The following is a 19,287-nucleotide window of genomic DNA, read 5'->3' as shown; positions in this document are numbered from 1 at the left end:
GGCCGGGCGCCGTGGGACCATATGGTCTGGTCCATCCCGCGCGCCCGCGCATCCCGTCCGTCTCTCGAGGTAGCTGCGTGTCACCCATCCCCAGCCCGGCACAGGCCGCGCAGATCCGCCCGGCGGCGACCCCGCCCGAGCTGCTGCGGAACTTCTGCATCATCGCCCACATCGACCACGGCAAGTCGACGCTGGCGGACCGCATGCTGCAGCTGACCGGGGTGGTCGACGACCGTGCCATGCGTGCGCAGTACCTCGACCGGATGGACATCGAGCGCGAGCGCGGCATCACCATCAAGTCCCAGGCCGTGCGCATGCCGTGGGAGGTCGACGGGCAGCCGTACGCGCTGAACATGATCGACACGCCCGGCCACGTCGACTTCTCCTACGAGGTCAACCGGTCGCTGGCGGCCTGCGAGGGCGCGATCCTCCTGGTCGACGCCGCGCAGGGCATCGAGGCGCAGACCCTGGCGAACCTCTACATGGCCATGGAGAACGACCTCACGATCATCCCGGTCCTGAACAAGATCGACCTGCCGGCCGCGCAGCCCGAGAGGTACGCGGAGGAGCTCGCCAACCTCATCGGCGGCGAGCCCGAGGACTGTCTGCGCGTCTCCGGCAAGACCGGGGCCGGTGTCCTGGAGCTCCTCGACCGCATCGTGCAGGAGATCCCGGCGCCCGTCGGGAACGCCGACGCACCCTCGCGGGCGATGATCTTCGACTCCGTCTACGACACCTACCGCGGCGTCGTGACCTACGTCCGGGTCATCGACGGCCAGCTCAGCCCGCGTGAGCGGATCCAGATGATGTCCACGCGCGCCACGCACGAGCTGCTGGAGATCGGCGTCATCTCGCCCGAGCCGACCCCCTCGGCGGGGCTCGGCGTCGGCGAGGTGGGCTATCTCATCACCGGCGTGAAGGACGTGCGCCAGTCCAAGGTCGGCGACACCGTCACGAACCTGTCCAAGCCGGCGTCCGAGGCCCTGGGCGGCTACCGCGAGCCGAAGCCCATGGTGTTCTCCGGGCTCTACCCCGTGGACGGCTCGGACTACCCGGTGCTCCGCGACGCCCTCGACAAGCTCAAGCTCAACGACGCCGCGCTCGTCTACGAGCCGGAGACCTCGGTCGCGCTCGGCTTCGGGTTCCGCTGCGGCTTCCTCGGACTGCTGCACCTCGAGATCGTCCGGGAGCGCCTGGAGCGCGAGTTCGACCTTTCGCTCATCTCGACGGCGCCCAACGTCTCCTACGACGTGGTCACCGAGGACGGGACCGAGGTCCACGTCACCAACCCGAGCGAGTTCCCCGAGGGCAAGATCACGTCGATCCGCGAGCCCGTCGTGCGCTCGACCATCCTCGCCCCGAGCGAGTTCGTCGGCGCGATCATGGAGCTGTGCCAGGGGCGGCGCGGCACGCTGCTCGGCATGGACTACCTGTCCGAGACCCGCGTCGAGCTGCGCTACACCCTGCCGCTGCAGGAGATCGTCGGGGACTTCTTCGACCAGCTGAAGTCGAAGACCCGCGGCTACGCCTCCCTCGACTACGAGCCCTCCGGCGACCAGGAGGCCGACCTCGTCAAGGTCGACATCCTCCTCAACCACGAGCACGTCGACGCGTTCTCGGCGATCGTCCACCGGGACAAGGCCTACTCCTACGGCGTGACGATGGCGGGCAAGCTCAAGGAGCTCATCCCGCGCCAGCAGTTCGAGGTGCCGATCCAGGCGGCCATCGGCGCGCGCGTGATCGCCCGCGAGACCATCCGCGCCCTGCGCAAGGACATGCTCGCCAAGTGCTACGGCGGTGACATCAGCCGGAAGCGCAAGCTGCTCGAGAAGCAGAAGGAGGGCAAGAAGCGCATGAAGAACATCGGCCGGGTCGAGGTCCCGCAGGAGGCGTTCATCGCCGCGCTCACCTCCGACGCGCCGACCGGCAAGAAGTAGTGGCCGGCGTCGTCACCGCGGTGTGCCGCGTGGTGCAGCTGCACCCGGACCCCGGGAGCGTCGGCGTCACGGCGATCGACAAGCGCCCCGCGGACGGGCCCGTCCGCGTGGGCCGCTACGGCCTCCGCGGTGACGTGCAGGCCGACCGCAAGGACCACGGCGGCCTCGAGAGGGCGGTGTACGCCTACGACCAGGCGGAGGCCGACCGGTGGGCCCGCGAGCTCGGCGAGGACGTCCCGGCCGGCCGGTTCGGCGAGAACCTGCGCGTGTCCGCCCTGCCGGTGGACGACGCGGAGATCGGGGAGCGCTGGCGCGTCGGGGACACCCTCGAGCTCGAGGTGACCGGTCCTCGCACGCCGTGCGCGACGTTCGGTCGCTGGCTCGGCCAGGACGGCTGGGTCCGGCGGTTCACCGCGCGGGGCCGTCCCGGCGCCTACCTGCGCGTCCTCGCACCCGGCGAGGTCCGGGCCGGGGACCCGGTCACCGTGACGCACCGGCCGGGGCACGGCGTCACGGTCGCCCGCTGGTTCCCCGCGCAGGGCGCCGACGACGCCCGCACCCTGCTCGCCGCCGAGGCCGACGGCGCGATCTCGATGGCGGACTACCTGCGCGAGCACGTGACCCGGGTGGCCGCGCGCACCGCGGCGCCCGCCCGCTGACCGCCCACCCCCGAGCAGCCGCGCCGCACGCGCGCGGCCCCTGAAGAGGGATGATTGGACCCCATGCCCCCCGCCCTGCCCGACGGCGAGACGCCGCCCGACGACGGCGCCCTGCCACTGTCCAGCGCGCACGGCGCCGCCGCGCGCGACCTGGGTGTCTACCTGCACGTGCCGTTCTGCCGGGTGCGATGCGGCTACTGCGACTTCAACACCTACACCAACGCCGAGCTCGGCGGCGGCGCGAGCGCGGCCAGCTACGCCACCACGGCCCTGCGGGAGGTCGAGCTGGCCGCGCGGGTGCTGTCGGACCCCTCACTGACCGACGCCGGGCTCCCGGCGCGCCCCGTCTCGACGGTCTTCGTCGGCGGCGGGACGCCCACCATGCTCCCGGTCGCGGACCTCGCCAGGATGCTCGGCGCGGTGCGCGACACGTGGGGGCTCGCCCCGGGTGCCGAGGTGACGACGGAGGCCAACCCGGACTCGGTGGACGCCGCCGCCCTCGCCGCCCTCGCCGCCGCCGGCTTCACCAGGGTCTCCTTCGGGATGCAGTCCGCCGTGCGCTCGGTGCTCGACACCCTGGACCGCACGCACGATCCCGCCCGGCTGCCCGACGTCGTCCGGTGGGCCCGGGAGGCCGGCCTCGAGGTGTCGGTCGACCTCATCTACGGAACTCCGGGGGAGTCCCTGGAGGACTGGCGCACGAGCCTCGACACCGCCGTCGCCCTGGAGCCGGACCACGTCTCCGCCTACGCCCTCGTCGTCGAGCCGGGCACCAAGATGGGCGCCCAGGTGCGGCGCGGCGAGCTCCCGCTCCCGGACGACGACGACGCCGCGAGCAAGTACGAGCTCGCCGACCGCGTCCTGTCGGAGGCGGGCTTCGGGTGGTACGAGGTCAGCAACTTCGCCAGGACGGACCCGTCCGACGGGCCGGGACGGCCGCCTCGCCACGCGAGCCGGCACAACCTCGCCTACTGGCGCGACCAGGACTGGTGGGGGATCGGCCCGGGCGCGCACAGCCACGTGGGGAACGTGCGCTGGTGGAACGTCAAGCACCCCCGCACCTACGCGTTCCGGCTCGAGCAGGGTCTGAGCCCGGCGGCGGGCCGCGAGGTCCTCGACGACGCCACCCGCGAGCTCGAGCGGATCATGCTCGGCGTGCGCCTGGCCGACGGCCTCGAGCTCGAGCCGGGAACCGGGCGGGTGCCGGAAGGCCTGCGCGCCACGGTGGCCGACCTGCTCCGCGAGGGCCTCGTCGACTTCGCCGCCGCCCGCCGCGGGCGGGTGCGGCTCACGCTCCGGGGACGTCTCCTCGCCGACGCCGTGGTCCGTGCCCTGACCGACTGAGACACCCTCGCCGGCGACCGGGTGAGGAGCAGCGCTCATCCGCCCGTTCGGCCGCGAGTCCGTTGACGTAGCGCCCGAGGAGCGGTTTCGTTGGTCCTGCCGGTCCAAGGCAGCAGGCCCAGACCGAGAAGGAGCGCTCCCATGACGCAGCCCCCACCTCCGGAGCGACCCGAGGACCCCCGGGGTCCCACGCCGTCCCCGGACCATCCTTACGGCCAGGAGCCCCCGGCCTACGGCCAGCAGCAGCCCCCGGCCTACGGCCAGCAGCAGCCCCCGGCCTACGGCCAGCAGCAGCCGTACGGCGAGCAGCAGCCGCCGGCCTACGGCCAGCAGCAGCCGTACGGGCAGCAGCCCCCGGCCTACGGCCAGCAGCCCCCGGCCTACCAGTCCGCCCCCGGCTACGGCGGAGCGCAGACGGCGACGCCGGCACAGCCGGGGTACGGGCAGCGGACGGCGTCGGTGGGCGAGGCGTTCCGCTACGCCTGGCAGGGGTTCAAGGCGAACGCCGGGCCGTGGATCGTCGCGGCCCTGGTCCTGCTCGTCGTCGGCGCGATCGGCTCGAGCATCGAGCAGACGATCCGCAACCAGAACGTCGGCACCAACCGGCTCGACCCGACGGTGACGTTCGCGTTCGACCCCGCGGCGTCCTTCGTCAACCTGCTCTTCACGATCATCAACTTCGCGATCACCGCAGGCCTGGTCTCGGCCGCGCTCCGGACGGCCGACGGCAGACGGCTCGAGCTCGGCGACTTCTTCCGGGTGCCGAACTTCCTCCAGGCGATGCTCGCGGCCGTCCTCATGGCGATCCTCACCGCGGTGGGCTTCGTCCTGCTGATCATTCCCGGCCTGATCGTGCTCGTCCTCGGGATGTTCTACCTCCAGTTCGCCATCGACCACCGGCTGTCGGCCGTCGACGCGATCAGATCCAGCTTCCGTCTGGTCAAGGACAACCTGGGCACCGCGCTGCTGCTGATCCTCGCGAGCATCGGGGTGGCCATCCTGGGTGCGATCGCCCTCGGCGTGGGCCTGCTCGTGGCGATCCCCATGATCACGATCGCCACCGTGTTCGTCTTCCGGAGGCTCACGGGCGGGCCGGTGATGGTGCCGGGCAGCGCCTGAGCGGTGCCGGGGCCCTCAGGCGCCCTCGGGCACCGCGGTGACGAAGTCGATCAGCTCCTCCATCCGCCCCAGGAGGGCGGGGGAGAGGTCCTTGTAGTCGCGCACCCGGCCCAGGATCCGCTTCCAGCCGCGGGCGATGTCCGCCTGGTCGGCGTGCGGCCACCCCAGCGCCCGGAGCGTGCCGACCTTGATGTCGGTGCCGCGCGGGACGTCCGGCCACGTCTCCAGCCCGACCCGCTCCGGCCGCACGGCCTGCCACACGTCCACGTAGGGGTGCCCGAGCACCAGCACGTGCTGCCCGGCCGGCCCGCCCGTCACCTTCGCGGCGATGCGAGACTCCTTCGAGCCCGGCACGAGGTGGTCCACCAGCACGCCCGCCCGGCGGGTGGGGCCGGGCCGGAAGTCGCGCAGCACCGCCTCGAGGTTGTCCACGCCGTCGAGCATCTCGACGACGACGCCCTCCACGCGCAGGTCGTCGCCCCAGACCCGCTCCACCAGCTCGGCGTCGTGACGGCCCTCCACCCAGATCCGCGAGGCGCGGGCCACGCGGGCGCGCTGGTGGTCGACGGCGAGCGAGCCCGACGCCGTCAGGCGGCGACCGCCGGCGGTGGTGGGTCCCTGCCGCCGCGGCGCGGCGGCCGGCGGGGTCAGCGTGACCGGGCGGCCCTCGACCCAGAAGCCCGGCCCGAGCGGGAAGGTGCGCCGCTTCCCGTGCCGGTCCTCCAGCACGACGACGTGCATCCCGCCGGACTTCTCCACCCGCACCACGGCGCCCACGAACCCGGAGGTGACCTCCTCGACCACGAGCCCGGACTCGGCCGCCTGGTCCCGGCTGGTCGGCCGGTGCGCGAAGGACCCGCTGCGGTGCGGGTCGGCGGAGAGGACGTCGGAGCCGTATCGGTCGTTCACCCCGGCAGGTTACGCAGTGTGGGCACCGCCACCGGCGCACCCGCGGGCGTGGCGCGTAGGATTAGCACTCAACGGTTGAGAGTGCTGAAGCGGGAGGAGGACGCAGTGAGCGAGGAGCGCCGCCTCGACGTGCTCCGGGCGATCGTCCAGGACTACGTGTCCACCAGGGAGCCGGTCGGTTCCCGCGTGCTGGTCGAGCGCCACGCGCTCGGGGTCTCGCCGGCCACGATCCGCAACGACATGGCCGCCCTCGAGGAGCACGGGCTCATCGTGCAGCCCCACACCTCGGCCGGCCGGGTGCCCACGGACAAGGGCTACCGCGTCTTCGTCGACCAGATCGGCACCATCAAGCCCCTGTCCGCCGCGGAGAAGCGCGCGATCCAGGTGCTGCTCGACGACGCCGTCGACCTCGACGACGTGGTGGAGCGGACCGTCCGTCTGCTCGCCCAGCTCACCCACCAGGTGGCCGTGGTGCAGTACCCGTCCCTGCGGCGCTCCACCCTGCGCCACCTGGAGCTGGTGCCGCTGAGCCCGCAGCGCCTGCTCGTCGTCATCATCACCGACACCGGACGCGTGGAGCAGCGCACCATCGAGACCGCCGCGGAGATCGACGCCGGCGTCACCGCGGAGCTCCGCGCGCGGCTGAACGTCCTCTGCGCGGGCCGGCGGCTGCAGACCATCACCCAGGAGCTCGCGGCGCTGCCCGCGCAGTTCGCCCCCGCCCACCGGCCCCTGGTCGAGGCCGTGAGCGCCCAGCTCACCGACACCCTCCGGCTCGACGCCGAGGAACGCATCGTGATGGCCGGCACCGCCAACCTCGCGCGGGCGGACCTCGACTTCAGCCACACGATCGGCCCCGTGCTCGAGGCGCTCGAGGAGCAGGTGGTGCTGCTCAAGCTCTTCTCCGAGATGGAGGAGGACGCCGTCGCCGTGCGCATCGGCGCCGAGAACCATCACGAGGCGCTGTCCGAGGCGTCGATCGTGGCCAGCGTCTACGGTGGAGAGGAAGCGTCCGACGGCGTGGCGCGCCTCGGGGTGCTCGGCCCCACCCGCATGGACTACCCGGGAACCATGGCGGCCGTGCGCGCCGTGGCCCGCTACCTCTCCCGGATCCTCGCCGGGTAGCACCTCGCGGCCCCCGCCGCCCCGCACGCAGACCGACATTCCCCAGCAGAGAGTGACGTGGTGAACGACTACTACGAGATCCTCGGTGTCTCCCGCCAGGCGAGCGGCGAGGAGATCAAGAAGGCCTACCGGAAGCTGGCCCGCAAGCTCCACCCCGACGTCGCGGGCCCCGAGGCGGCCGACGGGTTCAAGGACGTCACGCGTGCCTACGAGGTTCTCTCGAACCCCGAGAAGCGCCAGCTGTACGACATGGGCGGGGAGTCCGCCCTCGGCGGCGGCGGGAACGGCGCGGCGGGCTTCGGGGGTTTCCAGGACATCTTCGAGACCTTCTTCGGCGCGGCCGCCGGCGGTGCGCCCCGCGGCCCTGTCCCGCGCGGGCGCCGCGGCCAGGACGCCCTGGTCCGTCTCGACATCGAGCTCTCCGAGGCCGTCTTCGGCGCCACCCGCGAGCTGCAGGTGGACACCGCCGTCGTGTGCCCCACCTGCCACGGCTCGTGCTGCCGCCCCGGCACCTCCCCGCGCACCTGCGAGGTGTGCCACGGCCGCGGCTCCGTCCAGCGCGTCACCCGCTCCTTCCTCGGGCAGGTCATGGCCACCACCGCCTGCTCCGCCTGTCAGGGCCACGGCACGGTCATCCCGGACCCGTGTCAGGACTGCTCCGGCGAGGGCAGGGTCCGCACGCGGCAGACCATCCGCGTCGAGGTGCCGGCCGGCGTCGACTCGGGCACCCGGATCCGCATGACCGGTCAGGGCGAGGTCGGTCCCGGCGGCGGCCCCGCCGGCGACCTCTACGTCGAGATCCGCGAGAAGCCGCACCCGCTGTTCGTGCGCCGCGGCGACGACCTGCACTGCACCCTCGCGCTGCCGATGACCGCCGCCGCGCTCGGCACGGTCACCACCCTCGAGACCCTCGACGGCGCGCGGGAGATCGACATCGAGCCCGGCACCCAGCCGGAGCAGGTCTACACGCTGCGCGACCTCGGCGTCGGCCACCTCCACCGTGGCGGGCGCGGCGACCTCCACGTGCACGTCGACGTCCAGGTCCCCACCCGCCTGGACGAGCGCCAGCGCGAGCTCCTCGCGGAGCTGGCCGCGCTGCGCGGCGAGGAGCAGCCCGAGTCGCGGCTCGCCGCCTCCGGCACCGGCGTCTTCTCGAAGCTGCGCGACAAGCTCGCCGGCCGCTGAGGCGATGACCACCGCGGTCTTCCACGCCGACGCCGACACGCTGGCGACGGCGGCGACGGGCGCCGTCGTCACCCTCCGCGGCGAGGAGGCCCGCCACGCCGCCACCGTCCGGCGGATGCGCGCCGGGGAGGCGGTCGAGCTCGTCGACGGCGCCGGCCTGCGCGTGTCGGGGACGGTCGCCGCGACCGCCAAGGACGAGCTCTCGGTGGCCGTCACCGCCGTGACCCGCGAGCCCGCGCCGGCCGTGCGCCTCGTGCTGGTCCAGGCGCTCGCCAAGGGCGGGCGGGACGAGCAGGCCGTCGAGACCGCGACCGAGCTCGGTGCGGACGGGCTCGTCCCCTGGCAGGCGTCCCGCTCCGTCTCCGTGTGGTCCGGGCCGAAGGTGGACAAGGGCCGGCGGCGGTGGGAGGCCGTCGCCCTCGCGGCCGCCAAGCAGTCCCGGCGGGCCTGGGTCCCGTGGGTGCACGACCTCGTCACCACCCGCGAGCTCGTGGCCGCCGTCGCCTCCGCCGTCGCCGCGGGCGGGGCGGTGCTGGTCCTGCACGAGCAGGCCGCCGTGCCGCTGTCGGCGGCGGTGCTGCCCGAGCCCGGGCGCCTCAGCGCGGGCGGCGAGGCCGGACTCGCGCGGCCCACGGACGTCGCGGTCGTCGTCGGCCCGGAGGGCGGCATCACCGACGAGGAGGTGGCCGCGCTGGCCGCCGCCGGCGCGCAGCCCGTCCTCCTCGGCCCCCACGTGCTACGCACCTCGACCGCCGGCCCGGCGGCCCTGGCGGTCCTCTCCCAGCGTCTCGGACGGTGGGGCTGAGCGGGGGGCGCAGCGCGGACGATATCCTGCAACCGGCGCAGCACGACCGTGCGCGCCGCGACCGATCCTCGAGGAGAGCCAGGGCCCAGCGCCCGTCACCATGTCGCAGAACCCCGAACCGGACGACACCGACGTCCCCGTCGGCCACGTCCAGCGCCAGGTCACCGTCCCCGAGTCCGTGCCGATGGTGGTCCTGCTCGGCCAGCGTGACGAGGTGCTCCGTGCCGTCGAGGGCGGCTTCCCCGAGGTGGACGTGCACGCGCGCGGCAACGTGGTCACCCTGACCGGCCCGACCGGCGAGGTCTCCCTCGCGGAGCGGCTGGTCGACGAGCTCGCGACCGTCGCCGCCGTCGGGCAGCCGCTCAGCGCCGACGCCGTCGGTCGTGCCATCACCATGCTCCGCGGCTCAGCTCTCGAGCGGCCCGCCGACGTCATGACCACCAACATCCTGTCCTCGCGGGGCAGGACCATCCGGCCCAAGACGATCGGGCAGAAGCGCTACGTCGACGCCATCGACAGCTCCACCATCGTCTTCGGCATCGGCCCCGCCGGCACCGGCAAGACCTACCTGGCCATGGCGAAGGCGGTCAACGCCCTGCAGTCCAAGCAGGTCAACCGGATCGTGCTGACCCGCCCCGCGGTCGAGGCGGGGGAGCGGCTCGGCTACCTGCCGGGCACGCTCAGCGACAAGATCGACCCGTACCTGCGTCCGCTCTACGACGCCCTGCACGACATGCTGGACCCTGAGTCGATCCCCAAGCTGATGGCCGCGGGCACCATCGAGGTGGCCCCGCTGGCGTACATGCGCGGGCGCACCCTCAACGACGCGTTCATCATCCTCGACGAGGCGCAGAACACCTCGCCCGAGCAGATGAAGATGTTCCTCACCCGCCTGGGCTTCAACTCCCACGTGGTGGTCACCGGCGACGTGACCCAGGTCGACCTGCCGACGGGCACCCGCTCCGGCCTGCGCGTGGTCCAGGAGATCCTCGCCGACATCGAGGACGTCACGTTCTGCCGGCTCACCAGCGCCGACGTCGTCCGGCACCGCCTGGTCGGGGAGATCATCGACGCCTACGAGCGGTGGGACGCGACCGCACGGCCGCACGACGGCAAGGGGCGCCACCCCGGCGGCCGCCGCGAGAGCCACGGGGAGGGCCGATGAGCACCGAGGTCGCGAACGAGTCCGGCTACGAGGTCGACGGCGAGGAGTTCGCCGCGCTCGCTCGCTACGTGCTCGAGGAGATGCGGGTCCACCCCCAGGCGGAGCTGTCCATCATGTTCGTCACCACGGACGTCATGTCCGAGCTCCACGAGCGCTGGATGGACGAGCCGGGCCCCACCGACGTGCTCTCCTTCCCCATGGACGAGCTGCGCCCCGGCCGCGCCGGCGAGGAGCCCGTCGAGGGCACCCTCGGCGACATCGTCCTGTGCCCCGAGGTCGCCGCCGAGCAGGCCCGCGCCGCGGGCCACTCCACCGTCGAGGAGCTCCTGCTCCTGACCACCCACGGCATCCTGCACCTGCTCGGCTACGACCACGCCGAGCCCGAGGAGGAGAAGGAGATGTTCGACCTCCAGCGTCGGCTCCTCCTGACCTTCCTCGCCGGACGCTAGGCGCCCGCGTGGAGGGCATGATCGACCCGGTCCCCGAGGGGTGGCTGGTGGCGCTCGCCGTGGTGAGCCTCGCCGTCGCGGCGACGCTCAGCGCCGGGGAGGCCGCGCTCCAGCGTGTCACCCGCGCGGCCGTGGCGGACATGGCGGCCGACGGGCGCGGCCGTGCCGACGCCGTGGCGCGCCTCGTCGACCGCCGCCACGTCGCTCTCAGCGCCGTCGCCTTCGTCCGCGTCCTCGCGGACATGACGGCGGCGGTCTGCCTGACCCTCGCCGTCGCCGACCTGCTCGGCGTGTGGTGGCAGGTGCTCCTCGTCTCCGTCGCCGTCACGGCCTTCCTCCTCGCGATCGTCGTCGGCCTCAGCCCGCGCCGGCTGGGCCAGCGGAACCCGACCCGCGTGCTGTCCGCCCTCGCGCCGGCGATGAACCTGCTCGCCGCGGTCGGCGGCCCGGTCGCCCGCGCCGGCGGGGCGCTCAGGCCCGGGCCCGCCCGGACGGCGGGCGAGACACGTGAGGAGCGGGAGGAGGACCTGCGGGACATGGTCGACCGGGTCAGCGAGTCCGAGCAGATCGAGGACGAGGAACGCGAGCTGCTCCACTCGGTCTTCGAGCTCGGACGCACCCTCACCCGCGAGGTGATGGTGCCGCGCACGGACATGGTCACCATCGACGCCGACGAGCCCCTCGGCCGGGCGATCACCCTCTTCACGCGCTCCGGGTACTCGCGGATCCCCGTCATCGGGGACTCCACGGACGACCTCCGCGGCATCCTCTACCTCAAGGACGTCATGCGGCGGGTCCACCGCCGCAGCGACACCGAGGGCCTGACGGTCGCGGACGTCATGCGGGAGCCGACCTTCGTGCCGGAGACCAAGCTCGTCGACGACCTCATGCGCGAGATGCAGGCCGAGAGCGTGCACATCGCGATGGTGGTGGACGAGTACGGCGGCATCGCCGGCCTCGTGACGATCGAGGACCTCCTCGAGGAGCTCGTCGGCGAGATGGTCGACGAGCACGACCGTGCCGAGCCCGAGGTCGAGCACATCGGCGACGGGACCGTCCGCGTCCCGGCCCGCCTCCCCATCGACGAGCTCGGGGACCTCTTCGGACTGGAGATCGACGACGACGACGTCGACTCCGCCGGAGGGCTGCTCGCCAAGGCCCTGGGCAAGGTGCCCCTCCCGGGGGCCGCCGTCGACGTCCTGGGCATCCACCTGGTGGCCGAGCGGGCGGAGGGACGACGACGCAGGGTCTCGACCCTGCTCGCCTCCCGGGCCCCCGAGGACCACGAGACACAGGAGCAGTCATGACCTTCCCCTCTGACGACGAGCTGACGGCGGGCCCCAACGCCCTCGAGGGCCTCATCCCCGCGGGCGGGTGGCCCGAGGACTTCCGCGCGGGCTTCGCCTGCATGGTGGGCCGACCGAACGCGGGCAAGTCCACCCTGACCAACGCCCTCGTCGGGGAGAAGGTCGCGATCACGTCCGGGCGGCCCCAGACCACGCGGCACGTGGTGCGCGGGGTGGTCCACCGCGCCGACGGCCAGCTCGTGCTCGTCGACACCCCCGGGCTGCACCGGCCGCGCACGCTGCTCGGCCAGCGCCTCAACGACCTGGTGCGGGAGACGCTCTCCGAGGTCGACGCCATCGTCTTCTGCCTGCCCGCGGACGAGAAGGTCGGGCCGGGGGACACGTTCATCGCCCGGGAGCTGAGCCAGCAGCGCACCCCGGTGGTCGCCGTCGCGACCAAGGCGGACAAGGTCTCCCGCGAGCGGCTCGCCGAGCACCTCCTCGCCATCGACAAGCTCGGCCAGTGGTCCACCATCGTGCCGGTCTCCGCGGTGCGGGACGAGCAGATCGACGTGCTCACGGACGTCCTGCTCCAGCACATGCCGATCGGCCCGCCCCTGTACCCGGAGGGGGAGCTGACCGACGAGCCGGAGAACGTCATGATCGCCGAGCTCGTGCGCGAGGCCGCCCTGGAGGGGGTGCGCGACGAGCTGCCCCACTCTCTCGCCGTGCTCGTGGAGGAGATCACCGAGCGGCCGCGGGAGAAGGGCGACAAGCGCCCCCCGATGCTCGACGTCCACGTCAACCTCTACGTCGAGCGCTCCTCGCAGAAGGCCATCATCATCGGCAAGGGCGGGGCCCGGCTGCGCGAGGTCGGCACCCGCGCCCGGAAGGGCATCGAGGCGCTCCTGGGCGCCCGCGTCTACCTCGACCTGCACGTGCGCGTCGCCAAGGACTGGCAGCGCGACCCCAAGCTGCTCCAGCGGCTCGGGTTCTAGACGACCGGTGGCCGGTGTGGGCGGTGCCACCGCCCGGCCTCGCCGGGGGCCCGACGACGACGAACTACCCTGACCCGGTGAGATACCGCAGGCTGGCCGCCGGCATCGTGCTGGTGCTCCTCCTCGGTCTGATCGGCTCCGTGGCCGGACCGGGGTGGAACCCCCAGCCCCTCGAGCACACCCTCGTCCCGCAGACCGCGGACACCACCATCGGCTCCGACGCCGTGACCACCCCCGTCGGGACCTACGAGGTCACCCGGCAGGTCGTCGACGTGAGCGTGGACGACGGCGTGACCGTGCAGGCCACCATCGCCTCACCCGCCGGGGCGGGCGGGGAGCGCCCTGGCATGGTGTTCATGCACGGCGCGGGCACCGCCACCCACGAGAACTTCGAGGAGATCACCACCGCCCTCGCCAGCGCCGGCGTGGTCACGATGGTGCCGGACAAGCGCGCCGACACCTACTCCACCCGGTCGCGGGACTACGTGGGCATGGCGGAGGACTACCTCGACTCCCTCGAGGTGCTGCGCGGATGGCCCGGCGTGGACCCGGACCGCGTCGGCGTCTACGGCGAGAGCGAGGGCGCGATGTCCGCGCCGATCGCGGCGGCCGCCGACCCCGCCGTCGCCTTCGTCGTCCTGGTCTCCGCACCCGTCCTGCCCATCCGCGAGCAGGGCGCCTTCGCCGCGGACTCCTACCTGCGCGAGGTCGGCGTGCCCAGCCGGATGCTCCGGGCCATCCCGCGCCTGGTGGGCGGCGCGTTCCCGGGCGGCGGGTTCGAGTACTTCGACTTCGACGTCTCGCCCTACCAGCAGCGCGTGACCCAGCCCGTGCTGATGGTCTACGGCACCGGGGACGCCTCCATGCCCATCGTGCAGGGCGCCCAGATCACCATGCAGGACCTCCGGCGGGCCGGGAACGAGAACTTCACGCTCCGCTACTACGAGGGCGCCAACCACGGCATCAAGGTCGACGGCACCATCGTGCCCGCCTTCCTCGACGATCTTGCCCGGTGGACGCTCGGGCTTCCCGAGACCGCCGGTGCGCCGCCCCGCATCGCCGGCGACGAGCCGGTCCAAGCGTTCCGGGCCGACGACGTCGACCGGCCGCGGTGGTACGCGACGGGCGACATGATCGTGGTCGTGTTCGTCGTCGGACTGGGCCTCCTCGCCCTCGGCGGGCTCCTCGCCGTCGTCGGCCAGGCGCCGCGGCTGGCCGGACGCCGGCCCAGCGCCACCGTCGCGCCGCTGGGCCGCTACACCGCCGGCCTGGCCATGGCGACGCTCGCCACGTGGGTCCTCTACATCTCCTACCTCATGGGGGTGGCGAACCTGGCGCTGAACTATCAGCACGACTCCTTCCTGGTCCAGGGCGGCTGGCTCGCCGTGCAGCTGGTCGGCATCCTCGCCGCGGGCATGGTGGTGCTCACCGTCGCGGCCGCGCTCCGCTCGGGCCGGGGCCCCGCGGTACGGACGCACGGTGCGGGGCGGCCGGGCGTCCTGGGGTGGGCGTGTATGGTCTGCGTGGTGACCGGCAGCCTCGTGCTGCTGGTGTCGGCGGCGTACTGGGGCGTCTACCCGGCGGTGCTGTGACCGCGGGGTCGCGCGGACCGTTTCGGGCACGGGCCGTCGGGCGTGGCACCCTATGCGGTGGCAGACCGCACGCACGAGGGAGCGCACGTTGACGCAGTGGGGGGTGGCCACCGACGCCGGTGGCCGGCGGAGCGTCAACGAGGACGCCGCGTTCGCTCAGGAACCGGTCTTCGTCGTCGCGGACGGGATGGGCGGTCACGCGCGCGGGGAGATGGCGAGCCAGGCCGTGGTCGAGGCGTTCCGCGCCCTCGCGGCGCGCGGGTCCCGGCACATCGGCGCCGACGAGGTCGGCGCAGCCGTCCGGGAGGCCGCCGCGACGATCCGCCGCACCATGGAGGAGGAGGCCGCCCGGTCGCAGGCGGACGGCCGCGAGACCGTGGCCGGCACCACCGTGGCCGGGGTCGTCCTCACCGAGCAGGACGGCGAGCCCTACTGGCTCGTCCTCAACGTCGGCGACTCGCGCGTGTACCGCTTCTCCGCGGGGCGGCTCCAGCAGGTCAGCGTGGACCACTCGCTCGTCCAGGAGATGGTCGACGCCGGCACCATCGACGCCGCCGAGGCGCGCACCCACCCGCGCCGCAACGTCATCACGCGGGCGATCGGCACAGGCCCCGACGCCGAGGTGGACTTCTGGATGCTCCGCGTCCAGCCCGGCGAGCGGATCCTGCTGTGCACGGACGGGCTCGTCGGCGAGCTCGACGACGCCCACATCGCCGACGTCCTCGCCAGCGTCGCCAGCCCCGTGCAGGCGGCCCAGACCCTGCTGTGCCACGCCGTCACCGGGGGCGCCAGCGACAACGTGACCGTCGTCGTCGTCGACGCGCCCGACGAGGCCAGCGCGGCCGGGACCACGGCTCGCACGCCCGGCTCGGCCGACGAGGACGAGGACGAGGACGAGGACGGCACCACGCTGCCGGGGGAGGGCGATCGATGACCGTGCACGAGTACCGCCCGGGCAGCTGGATCGCCATCGTCGGTGAGGGGGCCGTCGCCCTCCTGCACCCCGACATCGGGGCCCCCGCAGCACGCGACCTGTGGCGCCTGACCCGGTCGGGTTCGCGACTGGGCACATGGGTGGAGCACCTGGCGGGCCGCGGCATCCGCACCCTGCCCTCCTTCGCCATGGTCGAGGCCCACCCCTCCGGGCTGAGCGTCCTCGTGCGCGGCGAGCTGGTCGTGCAGGTGGGGGACGAGCAGGTCAGCGGCGCCGGCTACACCACGTGGCGCGAGGCCGTGCTCCCGGGCGCCGCAGGCTTCACGATCACCGTCGCAGGGGCAGCAGAGGCAGCCGCCGGCGCGGGAGCGGGCCCGGGAGCGCGCACGGGGACGCCGCCCGACTGGCTGCCCGTGGGCGGCGGCATCGTGCTGGCCTCCGCGCTGCGCACCCTCGTGGAACAGGTGGAGGCGCCGCAGGACAACCACGCCGGGCTCCAGCTGGCGCAGCAGCCCGACGAGGACGAGGACCTCGAGCTCACCCTCATGCACGCCCCCGCCCTCGCGGCGGCCATCGGCCGCCCCGCGCTGAACGAATCCGGCGACGGTGGCGAGGCCGGGGCCGCGGCGCCCGGACCGGCCGGACCGGCCGTGCCGCCCGCGCCGGCCGACGTCGACCCCGCCGAGGACGCCGAGTACGACCACCTGTTCTGGTCCACCGGGCAGCTCGCCGCGGAGGACGCGGAACCTCGGGCTGACGCCGACGGTCCTGACGCCGACGGCCGGGGTGCCGACCAACCGGTCACGCCTGCCAACGGGCTGGAGGCCACCCAGGTCCCGGAGGACGAGGACGAGCCGTTCGTCCCACCCGTGACCCACGAGGTCCCCGGCGGGACTGGGAACCGGGTGCCGTGGGAGCCCCCGGCACCCGTGCCCGGCCCCGGACTGATCTCCGAGGTGCCGTGGGCGCGGCCGGCGGACGACGGCGACCACGACGGCCACACGGTCCTCCCCTCGCAGCTGCCGAGCACGCCGCGTCAGGACGCGGGGCTCGTCGGCGTCGGGCCCGGCGACGAGGCCGCCGCCGAGGAGGAGCCGGCCCTCGAGCTCGTGCTCTCCACCGGCCTCCGCGTCGAGGTGACCCGGCCGGTCCTCCTGGGCCGCGCCCCGGAGTCCGCCCGTTTCCGCGGCAGCGCGGTGCCGCGGCTGGTGACGGTCGCCAACCCGCAGCGGGACATCTCCGGCACCCACGTCGAGATCCGGCCCGCGGGCGACCACGTCGTCGTCACGGACATGAACTCCACCAACGGCACGGTCCTGGTCCTGCCGGGGCAGCCCGCGTTCCGCCTCCACCCGGGCACCGGCGTGCCGGTGCCGCCGGGCGGCGTCGTCGAGCTCGGGACCGGCGTGAGCATCACGGTCGTCCGGGCCGGCGAGGAGGTCGAGTGAGCCGCCGCGCCCCGGCCCAGCACCCCGACCTGCCCGGGTACACGTTCGAGAAGCTCCTCGGCTCGGGCGGCTTCGCCGACGTCTACCTCTACACCCAGCACATGCCGCACCGGAAGGTCGCCGTCAAGGTCCTCACCCGCGAGGCCACGGAGGGCCAGCCTCGCGAGCAGTTCATCGCCGAGGCCAACCTCATGGCACGGCTGTCGGGGCACTCCTCGATCGTGGCGATCCACCACGCGGGCGAGGCCGCGGACGGCCGCCCGTACCTGGTCATGCAGTACTGCCCGCTGCCGAACCTCGCCGAACGGCTCAAGGTCCGCCCGCTGGGCGTGGCGGAGGCGGTCGGCATCGGCGTCCGCCTCGCGGGCGCCGTCGAGACGGCGCACCGCGCCGGAATCGTGCACCGCGACATCAAGCCCGCCAACGTGCTGACCACCGAGTACGGCCGCCCCGCTCTGACCGACTTCGGCATCGCCGGGATGACGACGGCGACGGCGGACGAGTCCGCCGGGGTCTCCGTCCCGTGGGCGCCGCCCGAGTCGGTCGAGGGCCACGCCGCCGTCGGCGTCACCGGAGACGTGTATTCGCTCGCGGCGACGATCTACACCCTGCTCGCGGGCCACTCGCCCTTCACCCGGCCCGGCGGACCGAACACCCGGCTCGACTACACCGTGCGCATCCGCCGCGACCCCGTGCCGCCCATCGGCCGCGGCGACGTCCCCGCGACGCTGGAGAGGGTCCTGGCCCGGGGCATGGCGAAGCTCCCCGCGCACCGCTACGCCTCCGCGCTCGACCTCGGACGTGCGCTCCAGGTGGTCGAGCAGGAGCTGCGCCTGCCGATGACGGACATCGAGGTACCCGACACCTCGTGGCTCGGCGGCGGCCCGGGCGCCGCGCCGGCGCCCGACGGCGGCGACAACCGCACCGTGGTGCGCCAGGTCGTCGAGATCGACCCCCACCGTGCTGGCGCCGCCGCAGCCACGGGTCGCCCGCGCCCGGAGGCGGTCACGGCGCTGCGCGGCGCCGCCGGGGCCGACGACGGCTGGGACGAGGGCACCGAGGGCGCCACGCAGCTCCGGGGCGCCCGGTCCGCGGAGCCGGAGGCGGCCGAGGTGGAGCCGGCGGCCCCCCGACGGCGCCGGCTCGCCCTGGTCGGCGGCGGCGTCGCCCTGGCGCTCGTCGTGGTGGGAGGCATTGTCGGGGCCGGCGCCCTGCGCGGGGAGCCGGAGGACGAGACGACGGCGCCCGCGGCCACCGCCATCCCCATCCCCGCCCAGGTGCCCTCGCCCGTGGACCTCACCGGCACGCGCGACGGCGAGACGGTGACGTTCACGTGGGGGGTCCCCGCCGAGCTCGACGCCGAGGAGGGCGTGACCTTCACCTGGCAGCGCACGGAGCCCGGCGCGGACCCGCAGGTCCACCCGGCGCAGGAGCCACAGGCCGTCGTCGAGGGCGCGACCGGGCAGGTCTGCCTGTCGGTGAAGATCCGCCTGCCCAACGGCACGACCTCGACCAGCCCGGCACAGACGTGCGTGCAGTGACCGGCCTGACGAACGGCCGGCCGGACCTGCGCGCAGTGAGGAGATGACATGGCGATGCAGCTGGAGTTCTGCGGGGAGTGGTTCCCGGTGGACCCGAACGACCCGTTCGTGATCGGGCGCGAGGGACCGCTCGAGATCGACGACAACCCCTACCTCCACCGCCGCTTCCTCGAGGTCACCCACCACGAGGGGCTCTGGTGGCTCGACAACGTCGGCTCGCGCCTGTCCGCGACGATCGCCGACCCCGAGGGCAACACCCAGGCCTGGCTCGCCCCCGGCGCCCGGCTGCCGGTCGTCTACGCCCGCACCGTGGTGCTCTTCACGGCGGGCCCGACGACGTACGAGCTCACCCTGGACAACGACGACCCGACCTTCCTCCCCACCCGGCCCGCGGAGGAGCTGGAGATCGGCGAGACGACGATCGGACCGGTCACCCTCACCGAGAGCCAGCACCTCCTCGTCCTCGCGCTGTCCGAACCGGTGCTCAAGGGGCGGGGCTCGACGGCGAACATCCCCACCTCCGCCGAGGCGGCCGCCCGGCTGGGCTGGGCGCTGACCCGGTTCAACCGCAAGCTCGACAACGTCTGCGAGAAGCTCGACCGCCACGGCGTGCGCGGCCTGCGCGGCGGGCCCGGGAAGCTGGCCGTCAACCGCCGCGCACGGCTGGTCGAGCACGCGGTCGCCTCCCGCCTGGTGGTCCCGGAGCAGCTGTCGCTGCTCGACTCGGCCAAGGACCTGGCCGAGGTCGACTGACCGCCGCGCGCCTCGCCTCCCCCGACCTGGGTATGGGG

General features: G+C 73.8%; 17 protein-coding genes. 16 read left to right on the top strand and 1 reads right to left on the bottom strand.

The annotated features are described in order from the left end of the window. Positions 1–77 precede the first annotated feature (77 nt). From lepA to KZX45_RS02730, 4 genes are all read left to right on the top strand, one after another. Complete coding sequence (gene lepA / locus KZX45_RS02745) at positions 78–1,937, top strand: translation elongation factor 4 (protein WP_308221695.1); 1,860 nt, start codon at positions 78–80, stop codon at positions 1,935–1,937. Then, positions 1,937–2,596: an MOSC domain-containing protein gene (locus tag KZX45_RS02740; protein WP_248256150.1), complete on the top strand. Its 660-nt coding sequence runs from the start codon at positions 1,937–1,939 to the stop codon at positions 2,594–2,596. Before lepA ends, KZX45_RS02740 begins: the two co-directional genes overlap by 1 nt. A 63-nt stretch (positions 2,597–2,659) precedes the next feature. Further along, complete coding sequence (hemW, locus tag KZX45_RS02735) at positions 2,660–3,940, top strand: radical SAM family heme chaperone HemW (protein WP_248256312.1); 1,281 nt, start codon at positions 2,660–2,662, stop codon at positions 3,938–3,940. A gap of 141 nt (positions 3,941–4,081) precedes the next feature. Continuing rightward, positions 4,082–5,059: a hypothetical protein gene (locus KZX45_RS02730; RefSeq protein ID WP_248256149.1), complete on the top strand. Its 978-nt coding sequence runs from the start codon at positions 4,082–4,084 to the stop codon at positions 5,057–5,059. Between the two features lie 15 nt (positions 5,060–5,074). Here the strand turns inward: KZX45_RS02730 and KZX45_RS02725 are convergent, their stop codons facing one another. Further along, entirely contained in the window at positions 5,075–5,968 is an 894-nt protein-coding gene (locus KZX45_RS02725) for a DUF3097 domain-containing protein (RefSeq protein ID WP_248256148.1), read from the bottom strand. Between the two features lie 105 nt (positions 5,969–6,073). Here KZX45_RS02725 and hrcA point away from each other — a divergent pair, with 105 nt between their 5' ends. The 12 genes from hrcA to KZX45_RS02665 all read left to right on the top strand — a co-directional run bounded on the left by hrcA (position 6,074) and on the right by KZX45_RS02665 (position 19,249). After that, positions 6,074–7,093: a heat-inducible transcriptional repressor HrcA gene (gene hrcA / locus KZX45_RS02720; RefSeq protein ID WP_248256147.1), complete on the top strand. Its 1,020-nt coding sequence runs from the start codon at positions 6,074–6,076 to the stop codon at positions 7,091–7,093. Positions 7,094–7,153: 60 nt separating this feature from the next. Further along, entirely contained in the window at positions 7,154–8,278 is a 1,125-nt protein-coding gene (gene dnaJ, locus KZX45_RS02715) for a molecular chaperone DnaJ (protein WP_248256146.1), read from the top strand. A gap of 4 nt (positions 8,279–8,282) precedes the next feature. Beyond that, positions 8,283–9,083, top strand: a complete 801-nt coding sequence (locus tag KZX45_RS02710) for a 16S rRNA (uracil(1498)-N(3))-methyltransferase (protein ID WP_248256145.1) — start codon at positions 8,283–8,285, stop codon at positions 9,081–9,083. Positions 9,084–9,183: 100 nt separating this feature from the next. Then, complete coding sequence (locus KZX45_RS02705; protein WP_248256144.1) at positions 9,184–10,248, top strand: PhoH family protein; 1,065 nt, start codon at positions 9,184–9,186, stop codon at positions 10,246–10,248. Then, on the top strand, positions 10,245–10,697 hold the full coding sequence (gene ybeY / locus KZX45_RS02700) for an rRNA maturation RNase YbeY (protein ID WP_098485052.1): 453 nt from the start codon (positions 10,245–10,247) through the stop codon (positions 10,695–10,697). The genes KZX45_RS02705 and ybeY overlap by 4 nt, the downstream gene beginning before the upstream one ends. A 17-nt stretch (positions 10,698–10,714) precedes the next feature. Further along, positions 10,715–12,004: a hemolysin family protein gene (locus tag KZX45_RS02695; protein WP_248256311.1), complete on the top strand. Its 1,290-nt coding sequence runs from the start codon at positions 10,715–10,717 to the stop codon at positions 12,002–12,004. After that, the gene (gene era, locus KZX45_RS02690) at positions 12,001–12,981 is read left to right on the top strand and encodes a GTPase Era (protein ID WP_282453117.1); all 981 of its coding nucleotides are present in this window, start codon (positions 12,001–12,003) and stop codon (positions 12,979–12,981) included. Before KZX45_RS02695 ends, era begins: the two co-directional genes overlap by 4 nt. Positions 12,982–13,058: 77 nt before the next feature. Beyond that, on the top strand, positions 13,059–14,573 hold the full coding sequence (locus tag KZX45_RS02685) for a prolyl oligopeptidase family serine peptidase (protein ID WP_248256143.1): 1,515 nt from the start codon (positions 13,059–13,061) through the stop codon (positions 14,571–14,573). Positions 14,574–14,661: 88 nt separating this feature from the next. Continuing rightward, positions 14,662–15,507, top strand: a complete 846-nt coding sequence (locus tag KZX45_RS02680; RefSeq protein WP_248256142.1) for a PP2C family serine/threonine-protein phosphatase — start codon at positions 14,662–14,664, stop codon at positions 15,505–15,507. Beyond that, entirely contained in the window at positions 15,504–16,955 is a 1,452-nt protein-coding gene (locus KZX45_RS02675; RefSeq protein ID WP_248256141.1) for an FHA domain-containing protein, read from the top strand. Before KZX45_RS02680 ends, KZX45_RS02675 begins: the two co-directional genes overlap by 4 nt. Continuing rightward, the gene (locus tag KZX45_RS02670) at positions 16,952–18,496 is read left to right on the top strand and encodes a serine/threonine-protein kinase (RefSeq protein WP_248256140.1); all 1,545 of its coding nucleotides are present in this window, start codon (positions 16,952–16,954) and stop codon (positions 18,494–18,496) included. The genes KZX45_RS02675 and KZX45_RS02670 overlap by 4 nt, the downstream gene beginning before the upstream one ends. Positions 18,497–18,550: 54 nt before the next feature. Further along, positions 18,551–19,249 (top strand): hypothetical protein, encoded by a 699-nt coding sequence (locus KZX45_RS02665; protein WP_374112527.1) that lies wholly within the window; start codon positions 18,551–18,553, stop codon positions 19,247–19,249. Positions 19,250–19,287: the final 38 nt, after the last annotated feature.

Origin of the sequence: Georgenia sp. EYE_87 (assembly GCF_023148685.1) — a bacterium.
GTDB lineage: Bacteria > Actinomycetota > Actinomycetes > Actinomycetales > Actinomycetaceae > Georgenia.
This window is presented reverse-complemented; position numbering and strand designations above follow the sequence as displayed.